This window comes from Glutamicibacter sp. HZAU (assembly GCF_004100365.1).
GTDB lineage: Bacteria > Actinomycetota > Actinomycetes > Actinomycetales > Micrococcaceae > Glutamicibacter > Glutamicibacter nicotianae.
In genome coordinates this window covers 106662-130571 of sequence record NZ_SCKZ01000003.1, presented here as the reverse complement: position 1 = coordinate 130571, position 23910 = coordinate 106662, and the positions used below count along the sequence as shown (strand labels likewise).

Sequence of the window (23910 nt, the reverse complement as noted above, 5' to 3'; positions counted from 1 at the left end):
GCGTCTTCAGTCTACGTGAGGAAAACAGCGCATTTGTCTATTTCAATCCCGTTTGCACTGTTCTTATAGCGAACGGCGATCGTGGCAACAGGCCTTTCACAGCCCGATTTTCACTTCTCCAAGATCCAGCCAGCGCGCCAGACGATCCAGCTCGACTCGCAATTCAGGCTCGATGCCAGCATCGATGCCCGGTTCGTAGTGCACCTGCTTAGCATGCAGCACCGACTTGGTCCGGTCGGCTTTCAGATCCACTCGGCCCACGAATTCTTCGCCGTAGAGCATCGGGAAGACGTAGTAGCCATAGCGGCGCAGCTTTTCCGGCACATAGATTTCGATACGGTACTCGAACCCGAAGAACATTTCCAGCCGGCGGCGGTTGAAAACCATCGAGTCGAAAGGCGAGAGCAAACGCAGGTCGTGATCGACCTTGCGCGGGATCCTGGTCCCGGCCTGCAGGTAACAGGGCTCGGAGATTCCGATAACGGCCACTTCTTCGACGAGCCCGCCGTGCGCTTGCCGCGCGAGCTCTTCCTTTGCAGCGCGCAAGGGCAGCCGGAAGTATTCTGCAACGCAGTGAGCGGTGGCAATCCCCAGGGCATCCATGGCACGGGCAACTAAACGGGCGAGGGCTTCCTGCCGGTGCGGAGCATCAACTTCTACTTGCGCACCAACGACGTCCGCCGCCAGAGCGTAACGGCGTTCGAACTGGGAGTTGCGTCCCAGCGCGAGGATCTTGGCCTGGGCGAAAAGCGATTCGGTGACGAACTTGGTGTCATTCCAGTTCCATCCCCAATGCGATTTTTCCTGGACCGGGGCGACATCCAGGGCGCGACTGATTTGCCGTGCGCTGGAGCCTGGATTCTCGGACAAATAGTCAAGGACGCGATCCGAGAGCTCCAGCTGTTCGGCGGAGAACCCGTCCGATCGGTCAACCCAGGTACGACGCTGCCATACGCGCAGGTCTTGAATCAGCCCGGAACTGACCACCGAAGCCTCATGGGCCCAATATTCGGTGATCGGGCTGCGCGGCTTGGCCAGCAGCTGATCCAGAATGCCGATGTCATAAGGGCCGAGCCGGGCGAACATCGGCATATAGTGGGCCCGGCGAACCACGTTCACCGAGTCAATCTGCAATTGCGCAATGGCGCCAATGGCATTGGCGATTTTCCGTGCGGTGATAGCTTGTTCTTTCCTGCCTTTGGACAGGCCTTGGGCGGCCAACGCGATTCTCCGTGCCTGTGCGAGGCTGAGGTTGCGTTGGCCGCCCATGCTAGTTGCAGTTGCGATGACTAGCCTTCGGCAGCCAGTGCTTTGTCACGGTAGCCGCGGGTTTCCTTGGTGGCTTCCTCGTTGGCGTTCAGCGACGGGTCCAGGGTGATGACACCGTATTGGTACTGGGTACGGCCATAGACCACAGCGTGCTCACCGGTGGCCTCGTCGATGAACAGGTAGAACGGGTGGCCGACCAATTCCATGCGATCCACAGCGTCATCCACGCTCATCACTTCAGCCGGGAAGGACTTGCGGCGGATGACCACTGGCGAGTACTCGGCGTTGGCCTCGGCTTCGGCAGCTTCCGCGGCCTTCTGGGCTTCAATGGTTTCTTCAACCAGCGTCTTGCCGCTGGATGCAGTTGGCAGGCTGCCGGTGGCCTGGTGGACAGCTACAGGAGTGTGGTTGCCACGGTGGACCTTGCGCTTGTCACGGGCCTTGCGCAGGCGTTCAAGCAGTTTGGCGAACGCGATGTCGAAAGCCGCGAACTTGTCTGCACCACGAGCCTCGGCTCGAATTGCTGGACCACGGCCAACAACGGTCAACTCAACGGACAGTGCAGTGCTCTGATCACGAGCATGTGCTTCTTTGAGGACCTTGACGTCGATGCGCTGCACTTTCGTGGCCAGCTGGTCGACCTTGGTGATTTTCTCATCAACATACTCACGGAAACGATCCGAAATGGTGATGTTTCGTCCGCTGTAGTTCAGCTCCATGGTGTCCTCCAATAGAGAGTCGGGTGACACAACAGTCCGAAAGTTCCATCCTTCCGGACTGAAGATGGGCTTTTCGCTGCATCTGTGATGCAACCCATACTTCACCTTATGCCACCGTGGCCAAGATTCAAGTATCCAGGCTCACAAATTCCGATCGCGTTTAGCGTAATCACTGTTCAGGACCGGTATTGGGCGGTTTCGTCAATGCCAAGACGACGGCGCAGGTGACGTCATATCCTGCCTCATGGCAGGCCATGGCCGCGTGCCGCAGCGTGGAACCGGTGGTGAGCACGTCGTCGACCAGGATGACCGGCTGGCCTGCGGTGCTGGCGCGCTCGGCAACGAAGTGGGTTTGGCCGCCGCGCCGGTCTGAGCCGCTCTTGGTTTTCTGCGCACCTCCCAGCGCGGAACCCAGGCGGTAGTGAAGCAGCGAACGGCACTGGAGAGCTGCCGAGAGCAGCCCCCGAGCTTGTCCGTGCTCGAGCATTGTCTTCACCGGCGAGTATCCTCGCTGCGCCGTGGCTTTGAGGGAACTGGGCACCGGCACCACCAGAGTAGGAAGGTTCTGACGTTGCGGGATGCACCCCGCGTTCAGCGCGGCAGCCAGATACGGGGCGAAGACGGCGCCCAGAAAGTAGCGCTGCTTGTTCTTGTAGGCCAGCAATCCGCGAGCCAGCGCCTTGCCGTAGGTGCCGCAAGACGTCACTGGGAGCTGCAGCCCAAGCGCCGGAAGCTCGACGTAGAGATGATGGTTGTCGGGCAATGGCGGCAGGCTCAGCTGGCGATGGATCTCGCTGCGGCATTCGGGGCAAAGCCGAAAATCTGCTCGGCCGCAGACCGCGCAACTGGCGGGCAGCAGGAAGTTGGCAAATTCCCTGGTGCCGAAACCCAGCCAGCGCATGGACCGGCTGCCGCACAGCTCATCGAGGACGCGCAAATACTCCTGGGGTATCTCCATGCGACCAGAATGGCCGATGAATCACCTGGACCGGACTAGCCGCCGGCGAACTGTGGAACCGGCCCCGGCTTAGCCTGGATAGGCGACGTCCTGGGCGAAATCGTCTAGCTCATGCCATGAGTTTCCGACCCGGGTGTACAGCTTTTCGTTGGTCTCGGCATATACCTCGCGGCGGTTGCCGACCCCGGTAGCGATGCCGACCATGCCCAGCAGCAGCTGCAGGTGCTCGCTGCCGCCTTCAAAGGTAATCTGGGCCGCTTCAACGGCTTCGTCATCACCGAGCTCGGCAACGATGATGGAGCTGTCGGAATCCCATAATGCGGTGTTAACCGGTACTTCTGGATAGATCTTCATTGGCGAATCCGTGAGCCCGCGTGGAACGCCTTCAGCATCGCGAATCACTCCGGCGACGTAGACCGAAGTGCTGTTGCCCTCGGTGGCCACGATCAGGGCCCGCGCGCCGTCGCGGGAAATCCGCAGTGAATCGATCTGGGCACCTTCCAGCCAGGCCACGTCGATGGGACGGGCCTCGCCCTTCATTTCGGTGTCGGCGGGGACCGCCCTGATCGGGGTGGATGCCCCGTTATCCGCGGTCCAGGTCCAGCCGGCCAGATCCATCGACGGCTGGATCAGCTCCTGGCCTTCCAGCGAAAGCCGCAGCTGGCCGCTGTCGTCGATGCCCCACAGCTGGGTGCGGCGGCCATTGAGGAAGGCATAGCGATTGCCGACCGGAGACATGGCCGGGTCGCGCGGGTCGTAGCCGGAAATATCCGGCACACCGCCCACCGGGATGATCGACAGCCCCTTGACGTAAACCAGGTACTGGTCCGAAATGCCGATCAATGTATCCTGCGTGCTGGGGTTGACCTTCGCCGGCTCGATATTCGTGTCCTCAGTGGACAGGTTGACTTCGTTTTCCTCGCGAAGCAGCTTGACCGAGTCAACCGAGGCAAGGCCGGTCAGCGTGGTTTCCAGCTGCTGGCGCATCAGCAGTATGCTCCGGTCGGTGGCTTCCGCGAAGGTATTGGAATTCAAGTCGATGGTGGCTTCGCCATCGCGCACCGGCACCGCGGAACGCACCAGCTCGCTGGCCGTTGAGAAAGCGGAGATGACGGCATTTTGCAGGTACGGCGCCGGGCCGTCCAGCAAGGCCTCCACCATCGAGGTGGTGGTGCCCGAACCCGAGGTGAACCAGCGGATGTCGGGTACCAGGTAGGCGAAGCTCGCGTCGTAGAAGTACAGGGTCTGCGCCGCGAAGATCTTGGTGAACGTCGAGGCTTCGAGCATCGTGCCGTCCGGAGCCTTGGTGATGCGCCATTCATTGTCCACCTTGGCGACCTCGATATCCACGGCGCGGGTGGAATGATCCGGGTAGTTGGTGCGCACGCCATGCTCATCGACTTCGCCGGTGATTTCGAGCTGAACCGTGTACTGGTTCGCATCCGCGCCGTTGACCACGTTGAAGGCATCGTAGATCAGCGTCTGCGTGTCGCCACGCCAAGTGTTGCTCAGCTGCGCGTCCATGAATTCGCGGGCGACCGCGTAATCCTCGGATACCGAGCGGCCTGCCTCGACGAAACCTTCGACGATGGCACGCGCGTCAGCACCGGCTGCGGGCCCCTCCGCCGCGTAGCTGTAGCTTTCAGCGCCGCTGGCATCGGTCTCGGCCTCCATCTGCTGGACAGTGGAAGTTCTGGGAATCGAAGCGCAGCCCGAGAGCGCGAGCGCGGCTGAGAGAATGATGGCGAGGCTGGAAAAGATTCTCTTCCTCATCAGTTCTCCCCTTCCTTCTTCTGTTCGCTGCTGCCCAGGGTCGGATCGGTGACATCATCATGCAGCTGTTCCTCATCCATATCCGGATCGAGAACCAGCGGGGTATACCCGATCTTCGGCACCTCGCCGGTCAGCGGGAAGCTGTCCCCCAGTATGACGCTAGCCAGGCTCTCCGGAACTGGCGGTTCCAATGGAAGCGGCGACGACACGATCTCCAGGCCTTCGCTGCGCGGCAAGGTCAAGCGGAACACCGATCCGATGCCCGGCTTGCCCCATGCTTCCAGCCGGCCGTCGTGCAACCGGGTGTCTTCAATGGAGATGGACAGGCCGAGGCCGGAGCCTCCAGTGGTCCGTGCACGGGCGGGGTCGGCACGCCAGAATCGGTCGAAGACATGGTTGCATGCTTCCTCGGTCATGCCGATGCCGTAGTCCCGCACGGTGACCGCTACCGCGTTCTGGTTGGATCCGATGGTGATGTCGATCGGCTTGCTTTCGCCATGCTCCACCGCATTGAGCACCAGGTTGCGGATGACTCGCTCGACCCGGCGCGGATCAACCTCTGCGACGCAGCCTTCGCTCGGCGCGTTCAGGCGGATGAGCGAACCGTATTCATCGGCTACCGGGGTGGCGATGTCAATGACCTTGCGGGCAATGACGTTCAAGTCGGTGGATTCGCGGTCAAGCACCGCAACACCGGCATCGAAGCGGGATACTTCCAGCAGGTCGTTGAGCAGGTGCTGGAAACGCTCGATTTGGTTGTACATCAGTTCAGCCGAGCGCGCGGTCAGCGGATCGAAGTCTTCGCGGGCATCGTGGATCACTTCGGCCGCCATGCGCACGGTGGTCAGCGGGGTGCGCAGTTCATGCGATACGTCGGAGACGAAGCGCTGCTGCATGGCCGAGAGATTATTCAGCGCCGTGATCTGCTCTTGCAGCGAGTGCGCCATGTGGTTGAAGGCAGTACCCAACCGGGCCACCTCGTCCTTGCCTGCGACCTTCATTCGCCGGTCCAGATCACCGGAGGCAATCCTCTCCGAAACGTAGGCGGCATCGGCCACCGGGCGGACCACTGTGCGGGCCACCGACCATGCGACGAAGCCTACGACAGCCAGCAGGATGAGGCCGGTGAATGCCATTGCGCGGTTGATGAATTCGAGGGTGTCCTGCACGCTGGACAGGTCATAGACCAGGTACAAACCGTATTCGCGGCCAGGCGGAATCAGGACTTTGGTGCCGACGATGAGTCCGGGCCTGGTTGCGTTATCGGCCCCCAGTTCGATGGAACGCCAATAGATGCCTTGCTCCCCTGCAACCCGCTCCGCGAGATCGCCGGGGATCACACGGGTGGTCAGCGAACCGGAAGCCATCGGACCGACATAAAGGCTTTGGTCGCCGGCAATGGGCATCAGCACGAAATCGCGCACCACGGTTGCGCCATCGCCTTCCAGCGAAGCCAAGGTGGAATTCACCAGGGCCTGGGTGGAGGCGCGGTCGGTGGTGGATGCCGATTCAAGAATCGAGCGCGCCTGGGTCAAGCCGCGCTCGGATTCCTTGGATATCTGGTTGACGCGCTCCTCGTAGAGCGTGGACGCGATCTGGTTGGAGAGGAAGGCGCCTGCCGCAACCAGTGCCAAAGCGGTGAAAAGCAGCGTCGATATGACGGTGCGGAACAGCAGGTGGCGTTGCCAGCGCAGCTTGGCCGTGTGCCACGGGCGCCTGATCCACTGCTCGATATTGCTCCACCTCGCAGGCTTGGACTGCGAATGGACATGCACATCGACCGGAACCAACTCTGTACCGGCCGACGTGTGCGAACTCAATTTGCCGAACCAGCCTTGTATCCGACACCGCGAACTGTCTGGATGATCTGCGGCTTCTCTGGATCGATTTCAATCTTCGAGCGCAGGCGCTGCACGTGGACGTTGACCAGGCGGGTGTCTGCCGCATGGCGGTAGCCCCAGACCGCTTCCAACAGCTGCTCGCGACTGAAGACCTGCCAAGGCTTGCGGGCCATGGTCACCAGGAGATCGAATTCCAGCGGAGTCAGCGAAACAACATCGGTTCCGCGGGTCACGCGGTGGCCAGCGACATCGATGGATACTTCGCCAACTTGCAAAGTCTCTGCGGCGTGGGTTTCGCTCGGACGCAGGCGGGCACGCACGCGGGCTACCAGCTCAGCTGGCTTGAAAGGCTTGGGCACGTAGTCGTCTGCACCGGATTCCAGGCCGCGGACCACGTCGGCAGTGTCCGACTTGGCGGTGAGCATTACGACGGGAACGTCGGATTCGGCACGGATCTGCTTGCAGACCTCGATGCCGTCGATGCCGGGAAGCATCAGGTCAAGGAGCACCAGGTCCGGATTGGCTTCGCGGAACGCTTCGAGAGCGCCGGAACCGTCGTAGCAGAACGAGGCATCGAAGCCATCGTTTTGCAGCACAATGCCAATCATTTCCGACAACGCTTCGTCATCGTCAACGACTAAAATCCGGGCCTTCATCCCATGTCCCCCTGAAACCGTAGGTCTGAGGTTTTCCGCCAATTGGCCAAACCGGGTAGATCCGCTACCCCACTATTCCTAAGATACATGATCAACTGCCCTTTTCCGCTGTGACCGGCAGGAATCAGGGCGTTGGCTAGGCATCGACGCGCGTCTGCTCCAACGCTTGGGCATAACTGGCCAGCCGCTGCAGGTTCTCGATGGCCTGGGCCGAGCTGCTGCGCGAGAAATCCCCGCGCGGCATCAGGGTCAGCGCCCCGAGCTGTCCCAGTCCCAAGCCCAGCTGGCGCCATGGACGCAGAATGGAGTTCACCGCCTCGACAACTCCCGGGGCCCGCTCGGAAGGGGCCAGCACCTGCAAGAAGACGCGGTCTCCGCCTTCTACCAACCCGGCGACCCGTTCCCATTTGCGGTGCGTCAGGCCGGAAGGGTCGATGAGCATTGCACCGGCACCAGCCTCGTGCAGCAGATCGACCCGTTCAATCCAGTGCTCGTCCCAGGTTGGCAGGTTCAGCAGCGAGGCGACCCGCTGGCCTTGGTCATCGCCGCCAATCACCTTGAGGAACTGCTCATAGGAGCCGCGCACTTCGGCGCGCGGAATCGAGCGCAGGGTCCGGTAGCCGCTGGCGGTGCTGATGGTGCCGTCAAGCACGTCGCCCAGCAGCGGCTCATCAAGCTGGATGATGAAGTCGGCCAGCGAGGTGATGCGGGCCAGGCGGCTCAGCTGCTCGCGGGCTCCGTGGGCGTAGGACTCGATGACATCGCGCCGTGCCCCGTGATCGCTGATCACGCGCTCCCCGTTGGACAGGTATAGGCTGGCGGCCAGGGTCCACGGTCCGAGCAGGGTGAGCTTGAGCCGCCGGGCAGGGCGGGCTTCGGCGCCCAGAACATCGGCGAGCAGGTTCTCGTCGCTGCGCAGGATGCTGCGCGCCCGGCGGGCATCGATGCCGTCGGTGACGCCGATCCTCCAGCCATGCGGCTGCAAATCGAAGCCGAGGTCAGCCAGCAGCGCGGCGCTGCGGCCTACGGCATCCGCACCGACACCGCGATCAGGCAGCTGCGGGAAGACGGCGAGGTTGGGCTCGCCCAACTCGCCGCGCACCACTTCATGGATGGCCAGCGGGTCGGTGCCCGGGAACTGGCAGAAGGCAGTGGCGTGGACATCGTGGCGTTCAGCGACCTGCAGTTCTTGCTCAGGCATTGTTGTGCGAGTCTGAAATGTTCTGGTGGTGGCGGATGACTTCAGAAATCACGAAATTCAAGAACTTTTCAGCGAATTCCGGGTCAAGATGCGCTTCGTGGGCGAGGGCGCGCAGGCGCTCGATCTGCGCCTTCTCGCGATTCGGATCGCTGGGCGGCAGCTGGTGCTTGGCCTTGAGGATTCCGACGCGCTGGGTCGCCTTGAAGCGTTCGGCCAAGAGGAAGACCAGCTGGGCATCGAAGTTGTCGATGCTGCCGCGGATTGCGTACAGCTCTTCGAGGACTTCATTCTTCACCTCGCCCTGCAACGAGCTTGCGTGCGGGTCGAATGACTGGGTGGTCTCAGTGTTCTTCGGCTCGTTCATGGCACCAGTTTACGGGTTCACATGCCGGATTGCGCACAAGGTGACGTGCCCCGGACACGGTGCCAAACCGTGTCCGGGGCATGCCAGTGGTTCCGTGATTGCCGGTGGCTCAGGATCCGTTCAGCTGCTCGATCAGCTTGCGGCGCTGGGCCTGCTCGCGCGGGTCCGGCACCGGCAGCGAGGCAATGAGCCGCTGCGTGTACTCGTGCATCGGATTGGCCAGCACCTTGGAGCCCAGGCCTTCTTCCAGCAGGCTGCCGCGGAACAGGACGCCCACCCAGGTCGCCAGCTGGTCGACCACTGCCAGGTCATGCGAGACGAACAGGGCGGCGAAGCCCAGTTCGGCCTGCAATTCGCGGAACAGCTCCAGCACCTTGGCCTGCACCGAAACGTCCAACGCGCTGGTTGGCTCATCGGCGATCAGCAGCTTCGGTTCCAGGGCCAGGGCGCGGGCCAGCGAGGCGCGCTGGCGCTGGCCGCCGGAGAGCTCGTGCGGGTACCGGTTCGCGAATCCGGCCGGCAGCTGCACCGACTCCAGCAGCTCGGCCACCTTGGCACGGGTCTGCAGCGGATTCAGGTCGCGGTGCACTGCCAGCGGCTCGGCCACGCATTCGCCCACGGTCAGATGCGGGTTGAAGCTCGCCGCTGGATCCTGGAACACGAATCCGATCTGCTCGCGCAGCGGCTTGAAGGTGCGTTCCTTGAACTGGGCCATCTCGTAGCCCAGCACCTTCAGCGAGCCGCCGGTGATGCGGTTGAGCCCGGCAATGCTGCGCCCGATGGTGGTCTTGCCCGATCCCGACTCGCCGACCAGGCCGTAGACCTCCCCGGCGTGGATCTTCAGGTCCACCTCGTTGACCGCGGTGAAGCCCGGAGCCCCGAGGCGACCGGGGAAATGCACTTTCAGCCCCGTCGCTTCCACCAGCACCTCGGCGTCCTGGTGCGGGCGTTCGGCCAGCCCTTCCGAGGCGCTTTCGCGGCCCAGGTGCGGCACGGCGGCCAGCAGGGACTTGGTGTAGTCATCCTGCGGGGCTTCGAAGAGCTGGATCACCGGTGCTTGCTCGACGATCTGCCCCTGGTTCATCACGATCACGCGGTCGGCGATATCGGCCACCACGCCCATATTGTGGGTGATGATGACAATCGCCGTGCCCAGCTCGTCACGCAAATCGCGCAGCAGCTGCAGGATTTCGGCCTGCACCGTGACATCCAATGCGGTGGTCGGCTCGTCGGCCACGATCAGCTCCGGCTTCAGGGCCAGCGCCGCGGCGATGACCACGCGCTGCTTCTGCCCGCCGGAGAACTGGTGCGGGTAGTAGTCCACGCGCTGCTCCGGATCCGGGATGCCGACTTGGCGCATCGCCTCGATGGCGCGCGCCTTGGCTTCCTTCTTGGAGATCTTGTTGTGCGCGCGGATGCCCTCCATGATCTGCCAGCCCACGGTGTACACCGGGTTCAGCGCCGTGGAGGGCTCCTGGAAGACCATGGCCACGTCCCGGCCGCGGGCTTCGCGCAGCTCGTGGCCGCGCAGGGTCAGCATGTTCTTGCCCTTGAGGTAGACGCCGCCGCGCGAGGCGCCGTTCTCGGCAAGGATGCCCAAGGCGGTGCGCGCGGTGACGGACTTTCCGGAACCGGATTCGCCCACGATAGCCAGGATCTCGCCGGCTTTGACCTGCAGGTCGACACCGCGCACCGCTGGCACGGCGCCTGCGTCGGTGACGAAATCGATGTTCAGGTCCTCGACGCGCAGCACCTCGGGGGCGCCGGCGTTGGCCTCTGGATTGAGGACAGGACTATTGGTCATTTGCTTGCTCCTACCTGCCCGGACTGGGTGATGCGCTTGGCCTTCTTGCGGCTGAAGCGGCGCAGGCGCGGGTCATTGAGGTCGTTCATGGACTCGCCCACCAGGGTCAGGCCCATGACGGTGAGCACGATGGCCAAGCCCGGGAACAGGCCGGTCCACCAGATGCCGCTGGTCGCATCGGACATTGCGCGGTTCAGGTCGTAGCCCCATTCCGACGCGCTGGTCGGCTCGATGCCGAAGCCCAGGAAGCCCAAACCGGCCAAGGTCAGCAGCGCCTCGGTCGCGTTGAGCGTGAAGATCAGCGGCAGGGTGCGGGTGGCGTTGCGCAGCAGGTGGGCGAACATCACCCGCCATGGGCTGGCGCCGATCACCTGTGCGGATTCCACGAAGGGCTCGGCCTTCAGGCGCATCACCTCGGCGCGGACCACGCGGAAGTACTGCGGGATGAACACCACGGTGATGGAAATAGCGGCCGCCATCACACCGCCGAAGAGCGAGGACTGGCCCTGCGAGATCACGATGGACATCACGATGGCCAGCAGCAGGGACGGGAAGGCGTAGATCGCGTCGGACAGCACCACGGCGATGCGGTCGAACCAGCCGCCGAGGTAGCCGGAGATCAGCCCCAGCAGCACGCCGAGGAACAGGGACATGACCACGGCGGCCAGGATCACCCAGATGGCGGTCTGCGCGCCGAAGAGGGTTCGCGAGAACACGTCATAGCCGGTGGCGGTGGTGCCCCAGATGAATTTGCTGTCCGGGGCAGCTTGGCGCGGGAAGTCGCCGGAGGCATCCGAGGACTGCGCGAAGTCGAAGGGCGCGATCAGCGGTGCGAACAAGGCGGTGATGATGAACAGCCCGGACAGTATCAGGCCGGCAATCAGCATGCCGCGCTGCAGGCCCGAGGACATGCGCAGGTGGGAAATGACCGGGAGCCGGTCAAGCCAGGATTTGTTCGAGGCGGGCAGGGTTGCTGTGCTCATGATTAGTACCTGACTCTCGGGTCGATCAAGGCTGCCAGCACGTCGACAATGAAGTTGGTGACGGCGACGATAATGGCCAGCAGCACCACGATGCCCTGCACGGCCACGAAGTCGCGGGCGGTGAGGTATTCGGCGAGCTTGAAGCCAAGCCCCGACCATTCGAAGGTGGTCTCGGTGAGCACCGCGCCGCCGAGCAGCATGGCGATCTGCAGGCCCATGACGGTGATGATCGGGATCAATGCCGGGCGGTAGGCGTGCTTGGTGGTCAGCCGGTATTCGCTGACACCGCGCGAACGTCCGGCTTCGACGTATTCACGGCCCATCGTGCCAATCGCGTTGGTGCGCACCAGGCGCAGGAACACGCCGCCGGTGAGCAGGCCCAGCGCCAATGCCGGCAGGATCGCATGCTCGGTGACGTTGGCGAATGCTTCCATGTTGCCGCTACGCAGGGCGTCCAGCCAGTAGATGCCGCTGGGGCTCTGCAATCCGGTGAGCTCGAGTTCGGTCTGCCAGTCGGCACGTCCGCTGATCGGCAGCCAGCCCAGCCACACGCCGAAGACCAGCTTGAGCAGCAGGCCGGCGAAGAAGACCGGGGTGGCGTAGGAGAGGATGGCCAGGATGCGCAGCAAGGCATCCGGGTAGCGGTCGCGGAACTTCGCGGCGACCAGGCCCAGCGGGATGCCGACCAGCAGCGCGACGATCACCGCATTGATGGCCAGTTCCAAGGTGGCTGCGCCGTAGGTGGCCAGCACCTCGGTGACCGCGCGGTTATCGCTCATGGTGCGGCCCAGGTCCCCGGTGATGATCTGGCCCAGGTACTCGAAGTACTGGATCAGGATCGGCCGGTCGTAGCCGGCCTCGTGGATGCGCTGGGCCAGCTGGTCCGGTGTGAGCCGTCCGCCCAGGGCCGCGGTGATCGGGTCGCCGGTCACGCGCATCAGGAAGAACACCACTGTGATGAGGATGAAGACAGTGGGAATGATCAGCAAGAATCGGGTAATCAGGTAGCGGAGGAATCCCCCGCCCTTCTGCTTTGCTGGTTTGGGTGTTGCTAGCGGGCTTGCTTCTTGGCCCGGTGGCGACGTGATAGTCATCGTCTGTCCTTTTAGTTCAGGATGCGTGGCGCTGCGCCGTGGAAAGTTGCCGTTGACGGCGCATGCCAAGGGGATCCACCGCGTCTGCCGTTGCTGGCGCGTGGCGGATCCCCTCAGGTTTGCTGTCTGCGAGGCTGGAGCAGGATTACTTGCTCAGCACACCGAGACGGAACTTGAACGAAGCGTCCAGGGTCTTGTCGACGTCCTTGACGTCCTTGCCCGCAATGGCCACCTGGGCACCTTGCAGCAGCGGCAGCGTGGACAGGTCCTCGGCCACCATCGTCTGCAGTTCCTCGATGGCCTTGGTGCGCTCGGCGGCATCGGTCATGCCGCGCTGCTCGGAGATCAGCTTGTCGACCTCGGGATTGTCGTAGTTGTTCGACAGGAAGTTGTCCTTGGCGAAGAACGGCGACAGGTAGTTGTCTGCGTCCGAGTAGTCAGGGAACCAGCCCAGCTGGTAGGCAGGGTAATCCGAGACACGCTGCTTCTGGTAGGTCACCCATTCGGTGGACTTCAGGTCGACGTCGAACAGGCCACCGGCTTCCAGCTGCTTCTCAACCAGTGCGTATTCGTCACCGGAGTTCGGGCCGTAATGGTCCGGGTTGTACTGCAGCGCGAGCTTGACCGGAGTCTTCACGCCGGCATCCTCCAGGACCTTCTTGGCCTTGGCGGCATCCGGCTTTCCGTCGGTGCCGTACAGGTCCTTCAGCGGTTCAATCGCACCGGTGAAGCCCTGCGGCACGTAGGAGTAGGCCGGGGTGTAGGTGTCCTTGTAGACGTTCTTCGCGATGGCTTCGCGGTCCACGAGGTGCGCGGCGGCCTGGCGCACGGCCAGCGACTTCGCTTCATCAGCGTCATCGGTCTTGGCGCCGTACGGCATGGAATCGAAGTTGAAGACGATGTAGCGCAGCTCGCCACCCGGGCCCTTGTGGACCACGAGGTTCTCATCCTTGCCCAGGTCCTCGATGTCGGTTGGGGTCAGCGAACGCCAAGCGACGTCGATCTTGCCTTCCTGGACTTCGAGCTTCAGGTTGTTGGCGTCGGCGTAGTACTTGATCGCCGCCTTGTCATTGGCAGCCGGGCCCAGCACGCCCTGGTAGGACTCGTTTGCGCTGAACGAGATCAGGTTGTTCTTGTTGTACGAATCAATGACGTACTGGCCGCCGAAGGCCTTGGCCTCAACGATCTCCTGGTCGTCCATCACCTTGTCCGCGGAGAACACTTCGTCATCAACGATCGGGCCGACCGGAGAGGTCAGCACCTGCGGGAAGGTCTGGTCGTTGGCGACCTTCAGCTTGAAGACCACGGTGGTGGCATCTGGCGCTTCGATGGACTCGACGTTTCCAAGCAGCGAGGAAGGACCGTTGGGGTCCGCGATCTTCAGCTGGCGGTCGAAGGTGAACTTGACGTCCTTGGAGTCAAGGTCGTGGCCGTTGGCCCACTTCAAGCCCGACTTCAGCTTGACCGTGTACTCGGTCGGGGTGGTGAACTCTGCGGACTCGGCAAGGCTCATCGATGGATCCGGGCTGCCCGGCTCGGAGTTGAGCAGGAATGGGTAGATCTGGTTCATGACCATGAACGAACCGTTGTCGTAGGATCCAGCAGGGTCCAGGGAGGTCACTTTGTCGGTGGTGCCCAGGGTGATCGGGGCGCTGGCATCGCCAGTGCCGCCGCCTTCGTTGCCACTGTCTGCAGCTTGGGTGCAGCCGGTCAGAGCCAGGGCAGAAATACCCACAACGGCTGCTGCGAGTCGCAGTCCGTTCTTCTTGCGAGTCATGAGTCATCCTTCGTCTAGATACATGCATGCGCTGTGATGATTAGCACATGCTTCACATAGCCTATGTGATGCAGGGCACGAATTACGAATGGAAGAGGTGGAACTTGGCAAAAGCGTGGTCTCGACACCCGCTTTTTGCGCTTCAGCCCATAGCCTCGCTAACTCACCGTTGTGATGGGCCAGCATGGCTTCCGGGGTGTTCGCCAGGTGGCATAAGCTAGATACCAATGATGACTCGTAGAGACGCGGCAATCGCGTTGGATATCCCCGTAGAAATGGCCAAGAAGCACGGCATCCCGTCGAAGATGAGCGAAGCCGAATTCCGCGAGCTGAACGCCAACCCACCGGCATGGCTGGCCCAGTCCCGCGCCAATCGGACCGGCAAGCGTCCGGTATGGGTGCACCTGGTCTGCGAAGTCTGCGGCTTCAGCGAATACGAACGCCCCAAGAAATGGTGGCCCGCCTTCGATTTCGTGCACTGCCACACGCACTCCCCCGCGCAGCTGCCAAAGCTGGAAAAGGGCAAGACCCGTGTGGAATACCAGGACATTTCCGCCCATATGTTCGGCATAGTCGACGAGGGCTAGCAATCTCCTGCAGCTTCACCGATATGGTGTGCTGGACTCCCACGGTTCGCGCAGCATCGACGCTGCTCATGATCATTGCGGCTCAGGCAGTGGTACCCCGGAGGAATTCCCTGCCAGCGAATTCTGCTGGTGCTTTCCATGCTTCACTGTTTTGATGAATTTCGAATACAAGGTCGAGAAGTTCATTATTCGAGGCCATGGGCCTCTTGCAAGGGGCACCACGCCGCCGACCGCGAAACACCTGGACTCCGGTTCCGTGCAACCATCAGCTGTGCAGCTTTCATCGCGAGCTCTATGGATCCTTCTCCCCCAGGGCTCCTCATCGAGTGCGCAGCCGAGAAATTCCGCGCCGGCCTGCTGGAGGTTGCCGTCTAAGCACAACGCGACGCAGGTATCGCGCATCTGCCCATGAAACCACGGTCGTCGCTGGCGTGATCGTTTGCTGCAAATCCTGCCAATGCATCGTGCTGACACAGCTCTGCAGTCAATTTCTCCCGCCGCAGCCCGAGGCACTCCAACCCCGGGCAACGCGGCCATCTCGCGGCATAGTGCCAGCGCTACTTCGGATCAGACACCTTGATCACGCCGCGCGCCCCTTTCTCGCCATCCGACATGTAGTGCGTGACAAACGGGTAGTTGCCGGCTTCCGGCAACTGAAGCTCCACAAACCCACCCTGCGCTGGGGCCAAAGCCAGGGCCTGGGACCCGCCGCTGTTTTCATCGCGGGCATCCAGTTGGTAGGCACCCTCGGCGTACACGGTGTCGAACTGGCCTCCAATCACGTGGAAGCTGCTGGGCCGGTTGGGGCCTGCCGCAAGCACCCAGATCCGCAGGCGTTCACCGGTGGCAACCTGCAACGGATCGAAACTGTATTGGTTCGCGTAGCCGTTGAACACCACCAGGTCAGGGTTGCCTCCAGCGATCTTGTCCACGTCCACCGGCTGGCCTTCGGAGCCGAGGTAGTACTCTGACTGCACCATCACAAACGACTTGTCCACTTCCGGCAGGTCCTCGGGTTCAATGATGACCGCGCCGTACATGCCGTTGGCGATGTGCGCGCTCATGGGCGCGGTGGCGCAATGGTACATCCAGATCCCGGACATGGTGGCGGTGAAGGTATAGGTCAGCTCCTCGCCCGGGGCAATGCTACGCATCGGCTCGTCCGGCGCCAGCGACCCTGCGTGGAAGTCGATGGAGTGGCCCATGGTGCCGTCGTTGTGCAGAGTGATTTCGAAGCTGTCGCCGACTCGTCCGTGCAAGACCGGCCCTGGGGCGGCGCCATTGAAGGTCCACAGGTTCTGCGTGAACCCCGGGGACACTTCCGCCTCCAGCTCGCTGACGGTGAAGCGTTTCTTGTGCACGACAGGCTTTCCGGTATCTGCCGGCAGCGGATCCAGCACCGGGTTGCGCGCGCTGAATCCGTCCGCTGGTTGCGCCTGCAGATCAGGTGCCGCAGCCGCGGGCTGCTGACCCGTCTGCTGGTCATGCTCATGGGCGCCTTCAGAGGCCGCGCTGGAAGGAGCGGCGCTGGCCGGCGCACCGACGGCAACGATCTGCAGCACCATGCCCATCTGCTTGTGCCCAACGATCGAGCACCATCCATCCATGTCCGCCGTGATCACTCCGACGTCCACGGTGGCACTCTGGCCCGGTGCCAAACGGCCTGAACCTACCCCGTTGGCCAACACCAGATCATGGACCTGTGAGGGGTCGGTGTTGGCCAGCTCGATGACGAGCCGTGTCCCGGCCTCCACTTCGATGCGGTTCGGCGTGAAGCGCATGTCCCTGGCTTCCATCTGCACGGTCTTGACCGGTGCGTTGGCTTCCTCGTCCGCTTGCTGCGCGGTCGAGGCAGCGTCCGGCAGCCGGACACCGGCGGCTGCCGGATCCAGTGCGACGCCAATGGCAATCACCAGCACTACTGCCATCAGTCCGGCGGCGGCCTGGCCCATGCGCTGCCCGGGAGGACGCGCACCGTCGGGCTCCACCGGCCCGCGTTCGCGGAGCCGCGGCGGCCCAGCGGATTCCACGACTTCCCGCTTGGCCACGCGATGGGCTTTCATGGAGCTGAAGAGCAGCGGTAGGAAGCTGGCCATGGCACCGAAGTACAGCACCGAGCACAAGACTCGCACCAGCGAGGAAACAGGCAGGGCGCAGGCCAGCAACGCAGCATTGGCCATGCTGAGTCGCCATGCCGCACCGCGGTCGAGGACCGTTGCAGCCGCCCGGACCGGACGCGGGCCGCCACCCAGAACCACCGGTACCAGGTAGGACAGTGCGCCGAGCAGGATTTGCGCTGCGAACCCTGCCGCCAGATACGGGGCGATGCTGTTGAAGAACCGGCCCATCTGCATCCAGTCGCTGCTGGTGGCCAAGGCATAGAGCGCCCAGAGCAGGGTGCCGACCCACCAGCAGACCGCTGACAGCACCGAGAGTGCTGCGAAGCTGCGCGGGGGCTTGGCCTTGGCCGCATGGATGAACGGCGAAGCCATCATGCCCAGCCCGGCAAGGTAGCCGAGCACGCCCGCCGCGGCGAGCAGCAAGTGGCCGGCGGCCGCACCGCCGGCCGCAAGGAGCACCGCGATGACGAGCACCGGCAAGGCCCGGCGCAGGCGCGGCGCCGCGTTGGGTGCCATGCGGGTGCGCAGCATGGTGGGCCACAGCGTGATCAAGGTGCCGGCGACTGTCAGCCCGACCCAGCCCAGCAGGTTCACCAGCGCGTGGGCCAGAGTCAGCCGTTCATGCAGCGGTGAGGCGAGCCCTGAAGAAATCCAGGTTCCCAGGCCGGCACCGACAGGCAGGAAGCAGGCCGCGGCGATGTAATAGCGCACGCTTGGCGCAAACGGCGACGGCAGCGAACCGCGCAGGCTGTGATACAGCCACAGGCCGTGCCACCCTGCGGCAGCGGCGACCAGCAGGGCCCCGGCCAGCGTCATAGGCCACAGCTCAGCCAGCACCCCCGATACCACCACCAGGGCGCCGCCGTTCATCAGGCTCAGGCGCAGCGATTGCCTATGGCGTTCCGCGACGGTCACCTTGCGCTTGAGCAACGCAGCAGCGAAGTACTGCGACCACACCAGGATGGCGTGGGACAGCGCCCCGAGCAGCAACAGGTGGATCAGCAGCCAGCGGGGCGCCGGCAACAGGCGGTGGACCAATGCGACAACCACGACCAGAATCAGCCACAGTGCCGTAGGCAGGTCGCGCAACGGCCAGAAGCCCCGCCCCGGAACCTTTGCGGTTTCTGGCCCAGGGCCCAACGGCAGGCTCATCTATTGATTTCCTTTCCGAAAAGCGACTGCGGGCTTGCCTGCCAGCAGCGCGCTAGCCAGCACGACAAGAACAAAAAGCAGCAGGGCACAGACATTGACGACGCCACCGGCCTGCCACGCCAGATGGAGGCCAAACCCATTGCCGACCCACAACCTGATCAGCAGTCCGGCATGCAGCAGAAGCGCAGGCAACCACATGGCCTTGCGGTAGGGCAGGTCGATGGCCAGCACCGCGGGCAGGATCGTAGGGGCATGTGCCATGATCATGGACATGGTGAAGCCGAGGAACACCGCATGCACTACCGTGTCATAAGCTCCGGACGCCATCGGGTTGCCCAGGCTCCAGACGACCCCGGCGACCAGTAGCCAGAAATAGCCAGCCAGCAGGCAGGCGGCCATGTAGCGGGCGACGCCATCAGCCTTGATGGTGCGCCGGGCGACGTCGTTGACTGCCAGCCATATCACCAGCGCGCACAGCACCAGCCCGAACAGCACGGTGCCGATCTCCACGAACAAGGTAGAGGCCACGGCCATGATCAGCAGCCCGAAGTTCAATACCACGGCCAGGGTTTGCGAGCGCTGGGTCAATTGGATGCGGGCCAGTTCAACCCGTTCCCCCGCAATGGTCATTACCAGGAATGCGGCCAGCCACGGCAGCAGCATCGCGATTTCCACCCCGCCGGCGTACAGCACGGTGGCAGCCAGCCCGGCGCAGGCGCCCAGCATCTGGATCAGCACCGCGTCGGCGCGTTGCCTTCGCCACAACGGATAGTAGATGGCAAGCATCGCGGCCATGCCCAGGATCAGCAGTGCTCCTGTCAACTGACGGGGCGCGGCGAACAACTGGCTGCCGCCGCCCAGCACCAGCAGCACCGGTGCCGCATAGCCCGCGGCAGGTCCCCAGGCCACTGCACGTTCCAGGGCGATCAGCGCTCCGACGAAGCCGAAGACCATGGCAAGCGAATGCGCGGCTCCCCACGTGGCGACCTGCACGGGGGCGGGAACGCCGAGCAGGATCAACGCCACATCCAGCCCCGCGAGCAGGCTCAGGCCTGCCGGGAGCATCAGGGCCAGGCGCCACCGGCCGCGGCGGGCGGGCTTGTCCGGCGCGGCGGAAGATATCGGGTTCATCGATGGCCCTCGGGCTTCGGGCTTAGTTCAAGGCGGCAACCGTGTACCAGCGCGAAAGGCTGGATCCGGCTTCCTGTTGGATCCACGTCGTGGGAACTCAGGATCCCTTGCACGATCCCCAGATGCACATTGCATATGACCTGCGGGTTCTCCCTGGCCGCGCTGAGCAGCGGGCAGGCGAGCAGGGAGATGCTGCGGTCTTCTTCATCACGAGGAGCAAAACCGAGCTCAGCCAACGAATCGACCACCGCGCGGCGGGCATCGCTTCCGGCCGCAGGGCTTCCCAGCGTTGCGCCCCAGCGCCGGCCGGCCTCGATGCCAGCACGAGCCGGGTTGTCGCTGAGCAGGGCCACTTGGCCGGCCAGCACATTGGCCAGCGCGGCGAATGGCGACGGTGGTTGCACCGCAGCCCTCCAGATCCAAGCCGGCCGGCCGCGGCCGGTAGCCGGCGCTGCTTCGCGTTGCACATGCCCGTCGGACAGGAGGGCATCCAGGTGACTGCGGACTGTATTCTCATGCAGTCCCATGATCTCGGCAACCTGAGGGAGGCTCAGGCCTTCACGCCGCATTTCGACCAGTGACAGGATCCGTTCGCGGGTCGAAGAGTGAATGCGCCCGCCGGCGCTGCGCCGTGGCGCTGCAGCGCCGGTTCCTTTGCCCATGATTCTGCGCCCCCTTGATGCTTGCTCTTTGCAGCTCCGGTATTTTCCACTAGGTTAATTGTAATAAAATAATTCGGACCGCACCACGCGGACCGGCGCACCCACTCGGGCGCGGCACCTCACCCGTGCAAAGGAAAAAATCATGGCAGAACGTATCGAAATTTCCGGCAGCAGAGAAGAAGCATTGAAGCAGCCGGCACCTGGCACCTGCGCCTGCGGCGGACATGACGAGGACCTCCCCCAGCTCGACGTCCAGACCATCCCCCACGCAGTACGCCACGCGGCCATCTTCGGCGCCCTGGATTCACTGCGGCCGGGAGCAGGCCTCGTGCTGTCAGCTACCCACAATCCACTGCCTCTGCTGGCCCAGCTGCAGCAGCGCGATGCGACGGCTTTCGAGATCAGCTATCTCGAAGAAGGCCCTGAAATATGGAAGCTCAAGTTCGTTCGCAATTAATCGGCAAAGAGCATAAGGGCCCCGGCTTGGGCGAAACTTCAAAAAGTTTCGCTCAAGCCGGGGCCCTTATTTGCGAGACCACATGGTTGCGGCGGGTTATCCGACCTTCGATGGATCCCAAGCGCTGGAACGGGCAGAATCGATAGTTGCCTGGCCCAGCACGCGGCTGCCCTGGTAGACGACCATGGTCTGGCCCGGCGCGACTCCGCGCATGCCTTCGGGGAGATTGACTACCAGCTCGTCGCGGCCTTCGTCGGAGCGCTCCATGTGAGCCACAGCGGCCACCGGATCGCCGTGCGCACGCACCTGCACCATGCACTCGAAGGTCTCTCCGCTGAAGACTTCAGCAATTGGCACGCCCGCCCAGGAAATGCGGATGCCGCGCAACTGGTCCACTGCCAGCAGAGCTTCCGGACCGACGATCACCTTGTTTTCCTTCGGACGGATTTCCAGCACGAAACGCGGTTTGCCATCGGCTGCCGGACGGCCCAGGCGAAGGCCCTTGCGCTGGCCAACGGTGAAGGCCTGCGCACCTTCATGCTCGCCGAGCTGGTTGCCCTCGTGATCGACGATCTCCCCCGGCTTCATCTCAATGCGTTCAGCCAGCCAGCCACGGGTATCCCCATCAGGGATGAAGCAGATGTCATAGCTGTCGGGCTTGTTCGCGACCGTCAGACCCCGCGCGGCTGCTTCGGCACGGACTTCCGCCTTGGAGGGGGTCTCGGCCAGCGGGAACATGCAGTGCTCCAGCTGCTCGTGGGTCAGCACGCCCAAGACGTAGGACTGGTCCTTGGCCCAGTCCGCGGCGCGGTGCAGCTCCGGGTTGCCCTGCTCGTCGCGCAGCACCTTGGCGTAGTGGCCGGTGCAAACCGCATCAAAGCCCAGGGCCAAGGCCTTCTCGAGCAAGGCGGCGAACTTGATCTTCTCATTGCAGCGCATGCACGGGTTCGGGGTGCGGCCGGCCTCGTATTCAGCTACGAAGTCATCCACCACGTCCTCGGCGAAGCGGTCAGAGAAATCCCAAACGTAATACGGGATGCCCAGCTTGTCGCAGGCACGCCAGGCATCATTGGAGTCTTCCAAGGTGCAGCAACCGCGCGAACCGGTGCGAAGGGTCCCTGGCATGCGGGACAGGGCCAAGTGCACGCCGACCACATCGTGGCCGGCTTCAACTGCGCGGGCGGCGGCAACCGCCGAGTCCACGCCTCCGGACATCGCTGCTAGTACTTTCATCGTGTAAAACCTGTTCCTGCCGTGTGGATGCTGCTTTCATCGGCTGCCATGCCAGCCTTCTTTGCCTGCGCATATGCTTGCGGCAAAGCCTCTAGTAATGCGTCAACGTCTGCGCGTGTGGATGTATGCCCCAATGTGAAGCGTTGCACACTGCGGGCGGTGCGCGCATCACGTCCCATAGCCAGCAAAACATGCGAAGGCTGCGGAACGCCAGCAGTGCATGCCGACCCGGTGGATGAAGCAATGCCCACCATATCCAAGCCGAAAAGCAAGGAATCCCCTTCGCATTCGGGGAAAGTGAAGTGCAGATTGCCGGGCAGCCGCTTGCCTTCATTGGCCTGGTCCCGTGGACCATTCAGCACGGCTTCCGGGATTAGGCCGCTGATCTTCTCGACAGCGTAGTCGCGCAGTCCGCTCAGCCGCGCGGCTTCCTGCTGCAATTCGGCACGCACCGCAGTAGCCGCAGCGGCGAAGCCGGCCGCGTGGGCAGCGTTCAAGGTGCCCGAACGCAGCTTGCGTTCATGTCCGCCACCGTGCTGCACAGGGGTGAGCACGACATCCCTGCGAACCAGCAGTCCGCCGATTCCTACCGGGCCGCCGATCTTATGCGCGCTGATCGCCATGGTGGCCAAATTCGAGGAGGCGAAGTCAACCTCCACTGCACCGAAGGCCTGGACCGCATCCGAGTGCACAGGGATCCCGTAGCGGCCAGCCAAGGCGGCGAATTCACGGACTGGCTGCACGGTGCCGACTTCATTGTTGGCCCACATCAAGGTTGCCAAGGCAATGTGCTGGTGATGCTCTGCAAAAAGCTTTTCTGCCGCCTCCAGGTCAACCACGCCGTCCTCGTCAACGGCCAGCCACAGCAAGGTGGCATTCTCGTGGTCCTGCAACCATGTTGCAGTATCCAGGATCGCGTGGTGCTCGATGCCGGTGAGCACGATGGCGCGAGCCTGCTCATTGGCCGCTACGCGGTTCCAGAACAGTCCCTTCAGCGCCAGGTTATCCGATTCGGTTCCGCCAGATGTGAAGATCAATTCGCTGGAGTGCGCTCCGGCGGCCTTGGCAATAGCCTGGCGGGCATCATCCACCGTACGGTTGGCTCGACGTCCGGCTGTGTGCAAGGACGACGGGTTTCCGGTGCGGGAATATTGCTCGATGATCGCAGCCAAAGCTGCTGGATTCAGATCGGTGGTTGCCGCGTGATCCAGGTATACGGCGGAAGTATTCATAACTCTTCAATGGTACGGGGTTTGGTGCCCTAGTTTGAATGGCCGATCCGTGTGAATTGGCCGACCTCAATGGCTTCCAGCACCCGATTATCCAGGATCGCTTCGATCAATGACGCGGGACCGCCCAGAATCGTGCAGTCATCGAAGGGTTCGGTTGACAGCATCCACGAGTGGTCTGCCGCAAAGGCCAAGGCAGGGCGCTGGCGCTGGGCACCGTCGGTAGTTATTGCCCATTCGGGTCGTGCCAGGAACTCGGCGTCCGCTTCGAACAGGTGGTAGTTCCGGTACCCGCCGCCCAGCTCCAGCAGGTCCGCGTGGATGACCTCGGGGCCAAAGGCCGGCTTCTGGGCCTCGGCGAGCGCCAGCTCGTACTCCCTTTGGTTCTCTTCATCGTTCAATGCAGGATCAGGTTCGCGCTCGATCTGGATTCGATCCCCGCCTTCGATAAAGGCGTAGCCTGCCCACAAGCCGACCACGAACTTCTGGTCCTGCGGGGAAGCCGCCACAAGTTCTGCGGCCAGGGCCCGCCATTGGGATTCCGGGAGCTGGTCAAGGGGCAGATCGGAATCCACCCAGGCATCCTCGGTTTCAGGATTGCCTTGCGCGTCCAGTCCGGCCACGGTTTCGAAAAGATCGGCCGCGGTGATGATGTGCTTGCGGCTCTGCGCCACCGTCTCCCAGCGCACCAGCTGGTCATCTTCATCCAGGGCAGGGTGCAAGATGCGAACGTAGCGTTCAAAGCCGTGAGGGATTTGGGCAACAACCGTGCTGGGGTCGGCCGATGCGCAAGCGGACGCGATCCATTGCCCGTGATCTGCGGAGAGGTGGGAAAACTGCATGCTCTAAGCCTAGCGAGATCAGCAGAGGAATTCCGTCTCCCTGCCATGGTCGGTGGTA

The 23910-nt window shown here is 63.1% G+C and carries 20 protein-coding genes; 2 read left to right on the top strand and 18 right to left on the bottom strand.

Annotated elements, in window-relative coordinates; all coding sequences use genetic code 11:
• Window positions 1-96: 96 nt before the first annotated feature.
• The 12 genes from EKH49_RS05350 to EKH49_RS05295 form a co-directional block, all read right to left on the bottom strand.
• Complete coding sequence (locus EKH49_RS05350; protein WP_128470021.1) at window positions 97-1269, bottom strand: winged helix-turn-helix domain-containing protein; 1173 nt, start codon at window positions 1267-1269, stop codon at window positions 97-99.
• A gap of 20 nt (window positions 1270-1289) precedes the next feature.
• Complete coding sequence (gene hpf / locus EKH49_RS05345; protein WP_038990704.1) at window positions 1290-1988, bottom strand: ribosome hibernation-promoting factor, HPF/YfiA family; 699 nt, start codon at window positions 1986-1988, stop codon at window positions 1290-1292.
• Between the two features lie 169 nt (window positions 1989-2157).
• The gene (locus EKH49_RS05340; RefSeq protein ID WP_128470020.1) at window positions 2158-2946 is read right to left on the bottom strand and encodes a ComF family protein; all 789 of its coding nucleotides are present in this window, start codon (window positions 2944-2946) and stop codon (window positions 2158-2160) included.
• A gap of 69 nt (window positions 2947-3015) precedes the next feature.
• Window positions 3016-4719, bottom strand: a complete 1704-nt coding sequence (locus tag EKH49_RS05335; protein ID WP_128470019.1) for an LpqB family beta-propeller domain-containing protein — start codon at window positions 4717-4719, stop codon at window positions 3016-3018.
• Window positions 4719-6539 carry an MtrAB system histidine kinase MtrB gene (mtrB, locus tag EKH49_RS05330; RefSeq protein WP_128470018.1) on the bottom strand — a complete coding sequence of 607 codons (1821 nt, stop codon included), beginning with the start codon at window positions 6537-6539 and terminating at the stop codon, window positions 4719-4721. The genes EKH49_RS05335 and mtrB overlap by 1 nt, the downstream gene beginning before the upstream one ends.
• The gene (gene mtrA / locus EKH49_RS05325) at window positions 6536-7216 is read right to left on the bottom strand and encodes an MtrAB system response regulator MtrA (protein ID WP_128470017.1); all 681 of its coding nucleotides are present in this window, start codon (window positions 7214-7216) and stop codon (window positions 6536-6538) included. Before mtrA ends, mtrB begins: the two co-directional genes overlap by 4 nt.
• A gap of 136 nt (window positions 7217-7352) precedes the next feature.
• Window positions 7353-8417: a hypothetical protein gene (locus EKH49_RS05320; protein WP_128470016.1), complete on the bottom strand. Its 1065-nt coding sequence runs from the start codon at window positions 8415-8417 to the stop codon at window positions 7353-7355.
• Window positions 8410-8781: a chorismate mutase gene (locus EKH49_RS05315; protein WP_038990548.1), complete on the bottom strand. Its 372-nt coding sequence runs from the start codon at window positions 8779-8781 to the stop codon at window positions 8410-8412. Before EKH49_RS05315 ends, EKH49_RS05320 begins: the two co-directional genes overlap by 8 nt.
• A gap of 109 nt (window positions 8782-8890) precedes the next feature.
• Window positions 8891-10585, bottom strand: a complete 1695-nt coding sequence (locus tag EKH49_RS05310; protein ID WP_128470015.1) for a dipeptide ABC transporter ATP-binding protein — start codon at window positions 10583-10585, stop codon at window positions 8891-8893.
• Window positions 10582-11568 carry an ABC transporter permease gene (locus EKH49_RS05305; RefSeq protein WP_128470014.1) on the bottom strand — a complete coding sequence of 329 codons (987 nt, stop codon included), beginning with the start codon at window positions 11566-11568 and terminating at the stop codon, window positions 10582-10584. Before EKH49_RS05305 ends, EKH49_RS05310 begins: the two co-directional genes overlap by 4 nt.
• Before the next feature lie 2 nt (window positions 11569-11570).
• Window positions 11571-12662, bottom strand: a complete 1092-nt coding sequence (locus tag EKH49_RS05300; protein ID WP_128470013.1) for an ABC transporter permease — start codon at window positions 12660-12662, stop codon at window positions 11571-11573.
• 145 nt (window positions 12663-12807) lie between these two features.
• A complete protein-coding gene (locus EKH49_RS05295) occupies window positions 12808-14439 on the bottom strand; it encodes an ABC transporter substrate-binding protein (protein ID WP_128470012.1) in 1632 nt (543 codons plus the stop codon).
• A gap of 227 nt (window positions 14440-14666) precedes the next feature.
• Here EKH49_RS05295 and EKH49_RS05290 point away from each other — a divergent pair, with 227 nt between their 5' ends.
• On the top strand, window positions 14667-15026 hold the full coding sequence (locus EKH49_RS05290; protein WP_128470011.1) for a hypothetical protein: 360 nt from the start codon (window positions 14667-14669) through the stop codon (window positions 15024-15026).
• Between the two features lie 557 nt (window positions 15027-15583).
• Here the strand turns inward: EKH49_RS05290 and EKH49_RS05285 are convergent.
• Genes EKH49_RS05285 through EKH49_RS05275 form a run of 3 tightly spaced genes read right to left on the bottom strand, consistent with a single transcriptional unit; the run spans window position 15584 to window position 20091 of the window.
• Complete coding sequence (locus EKH49_RS05285) at window positions 15584-18298, bottom strand: multicopper oxidase domain-containing protein (protein WP_128470010.1); 2715 nt, start codon at window positions 18296-18298, stop codon at window positions 15584-15586.
• Entirely contained in the window at window positions 18299-19429 is a 1131-nt protein-coding gene (locus EKH49_RS05280; RefSeq protein ID WP_128470009.1) for a hypothetical protein, read from the bottom strand.
• Window positions 19426-20091, bottom strand: coding sequence for a helix-turn-helix transcriptional regulator (locus EKH49_RS05275; RefSeq protein WP_128470008.1), 666 nt, complete (start codon window positions 20089-20091; stop codon window positions 19426-19428). Before EKH49_RS05275 ends, EKH49_RS05280 begins: the two co-directional genes overlap by 4 nt.
• A 142-nt stretch (window positions 20092-20233) precedes the next feature.
• Here EKH49_RS05275 and EKH49_RS05270 point away from each other — a divergent pair, with 142 nt between their 5' ends.
• The gene (locus tag EKH49_RS05270) at window positions 20234-20548 is read left to right on the top strand and encodes a DUF2249 domain-containing protein (protein WP_128470007.1); all 315 of its coding nucleotides are present in this window, start codon (window positions 20234-20236) and stop codon (window positions 20546-20548) included.
• 96 nt (window positions 20549-20644) lie between these two features.
• Here EKH49_RS05270 and mnmA read toward each other — a convergent pair whose 3' ends face one another.
• The 3 genes from mnmA to EKH49_RS05255 are packed head-to-tail and all read right to left on the bottom strand — an operon-like array spanning window position 20645 to window position 23852.
• Window positions 20645-21781, bottom strand: a complete 1137-nt coding sequence (gene mnmA / locus EKH49_RS05265) for a tRNA 2-thiouridine(34) synthase MnmA (RefSeq protein WP_128470006.1) — start codon at window positions 21779-21781, stop codon at window positions 20645-20647.
• On the bottom strand, window positions 21778-23013 hold the full coding sequence (locus tag EKH49_RS05260; RefSeq protein WP_128470005.1) for a cysteine desulfurase family protein: 1236 nt from the start codon (window positions 23011-23013) through the stop codon (window positions 21778-21780). The genes mnmA and EKH49_RS05260 overlap by 4 nt, the downstream gene beginning before the upstream one ends.
• A gap of 29 nt (window positions 23014-23042) precedes the next feature.
• Window positions 23043-23852 carry a hypothetical protein gene (locus EKH49_RS05255; protein WP_128470004.1) on the bottom strand — a complete coding sequence of 270 codons (810 nt, stop codon included), beginning with the start codon at window positions 23850-23852 and terminating at the stop codon, window positions 23043-23045.
• Between the last annotated feature and the right edge of the window lie 58 nt (window positions 23853-23910).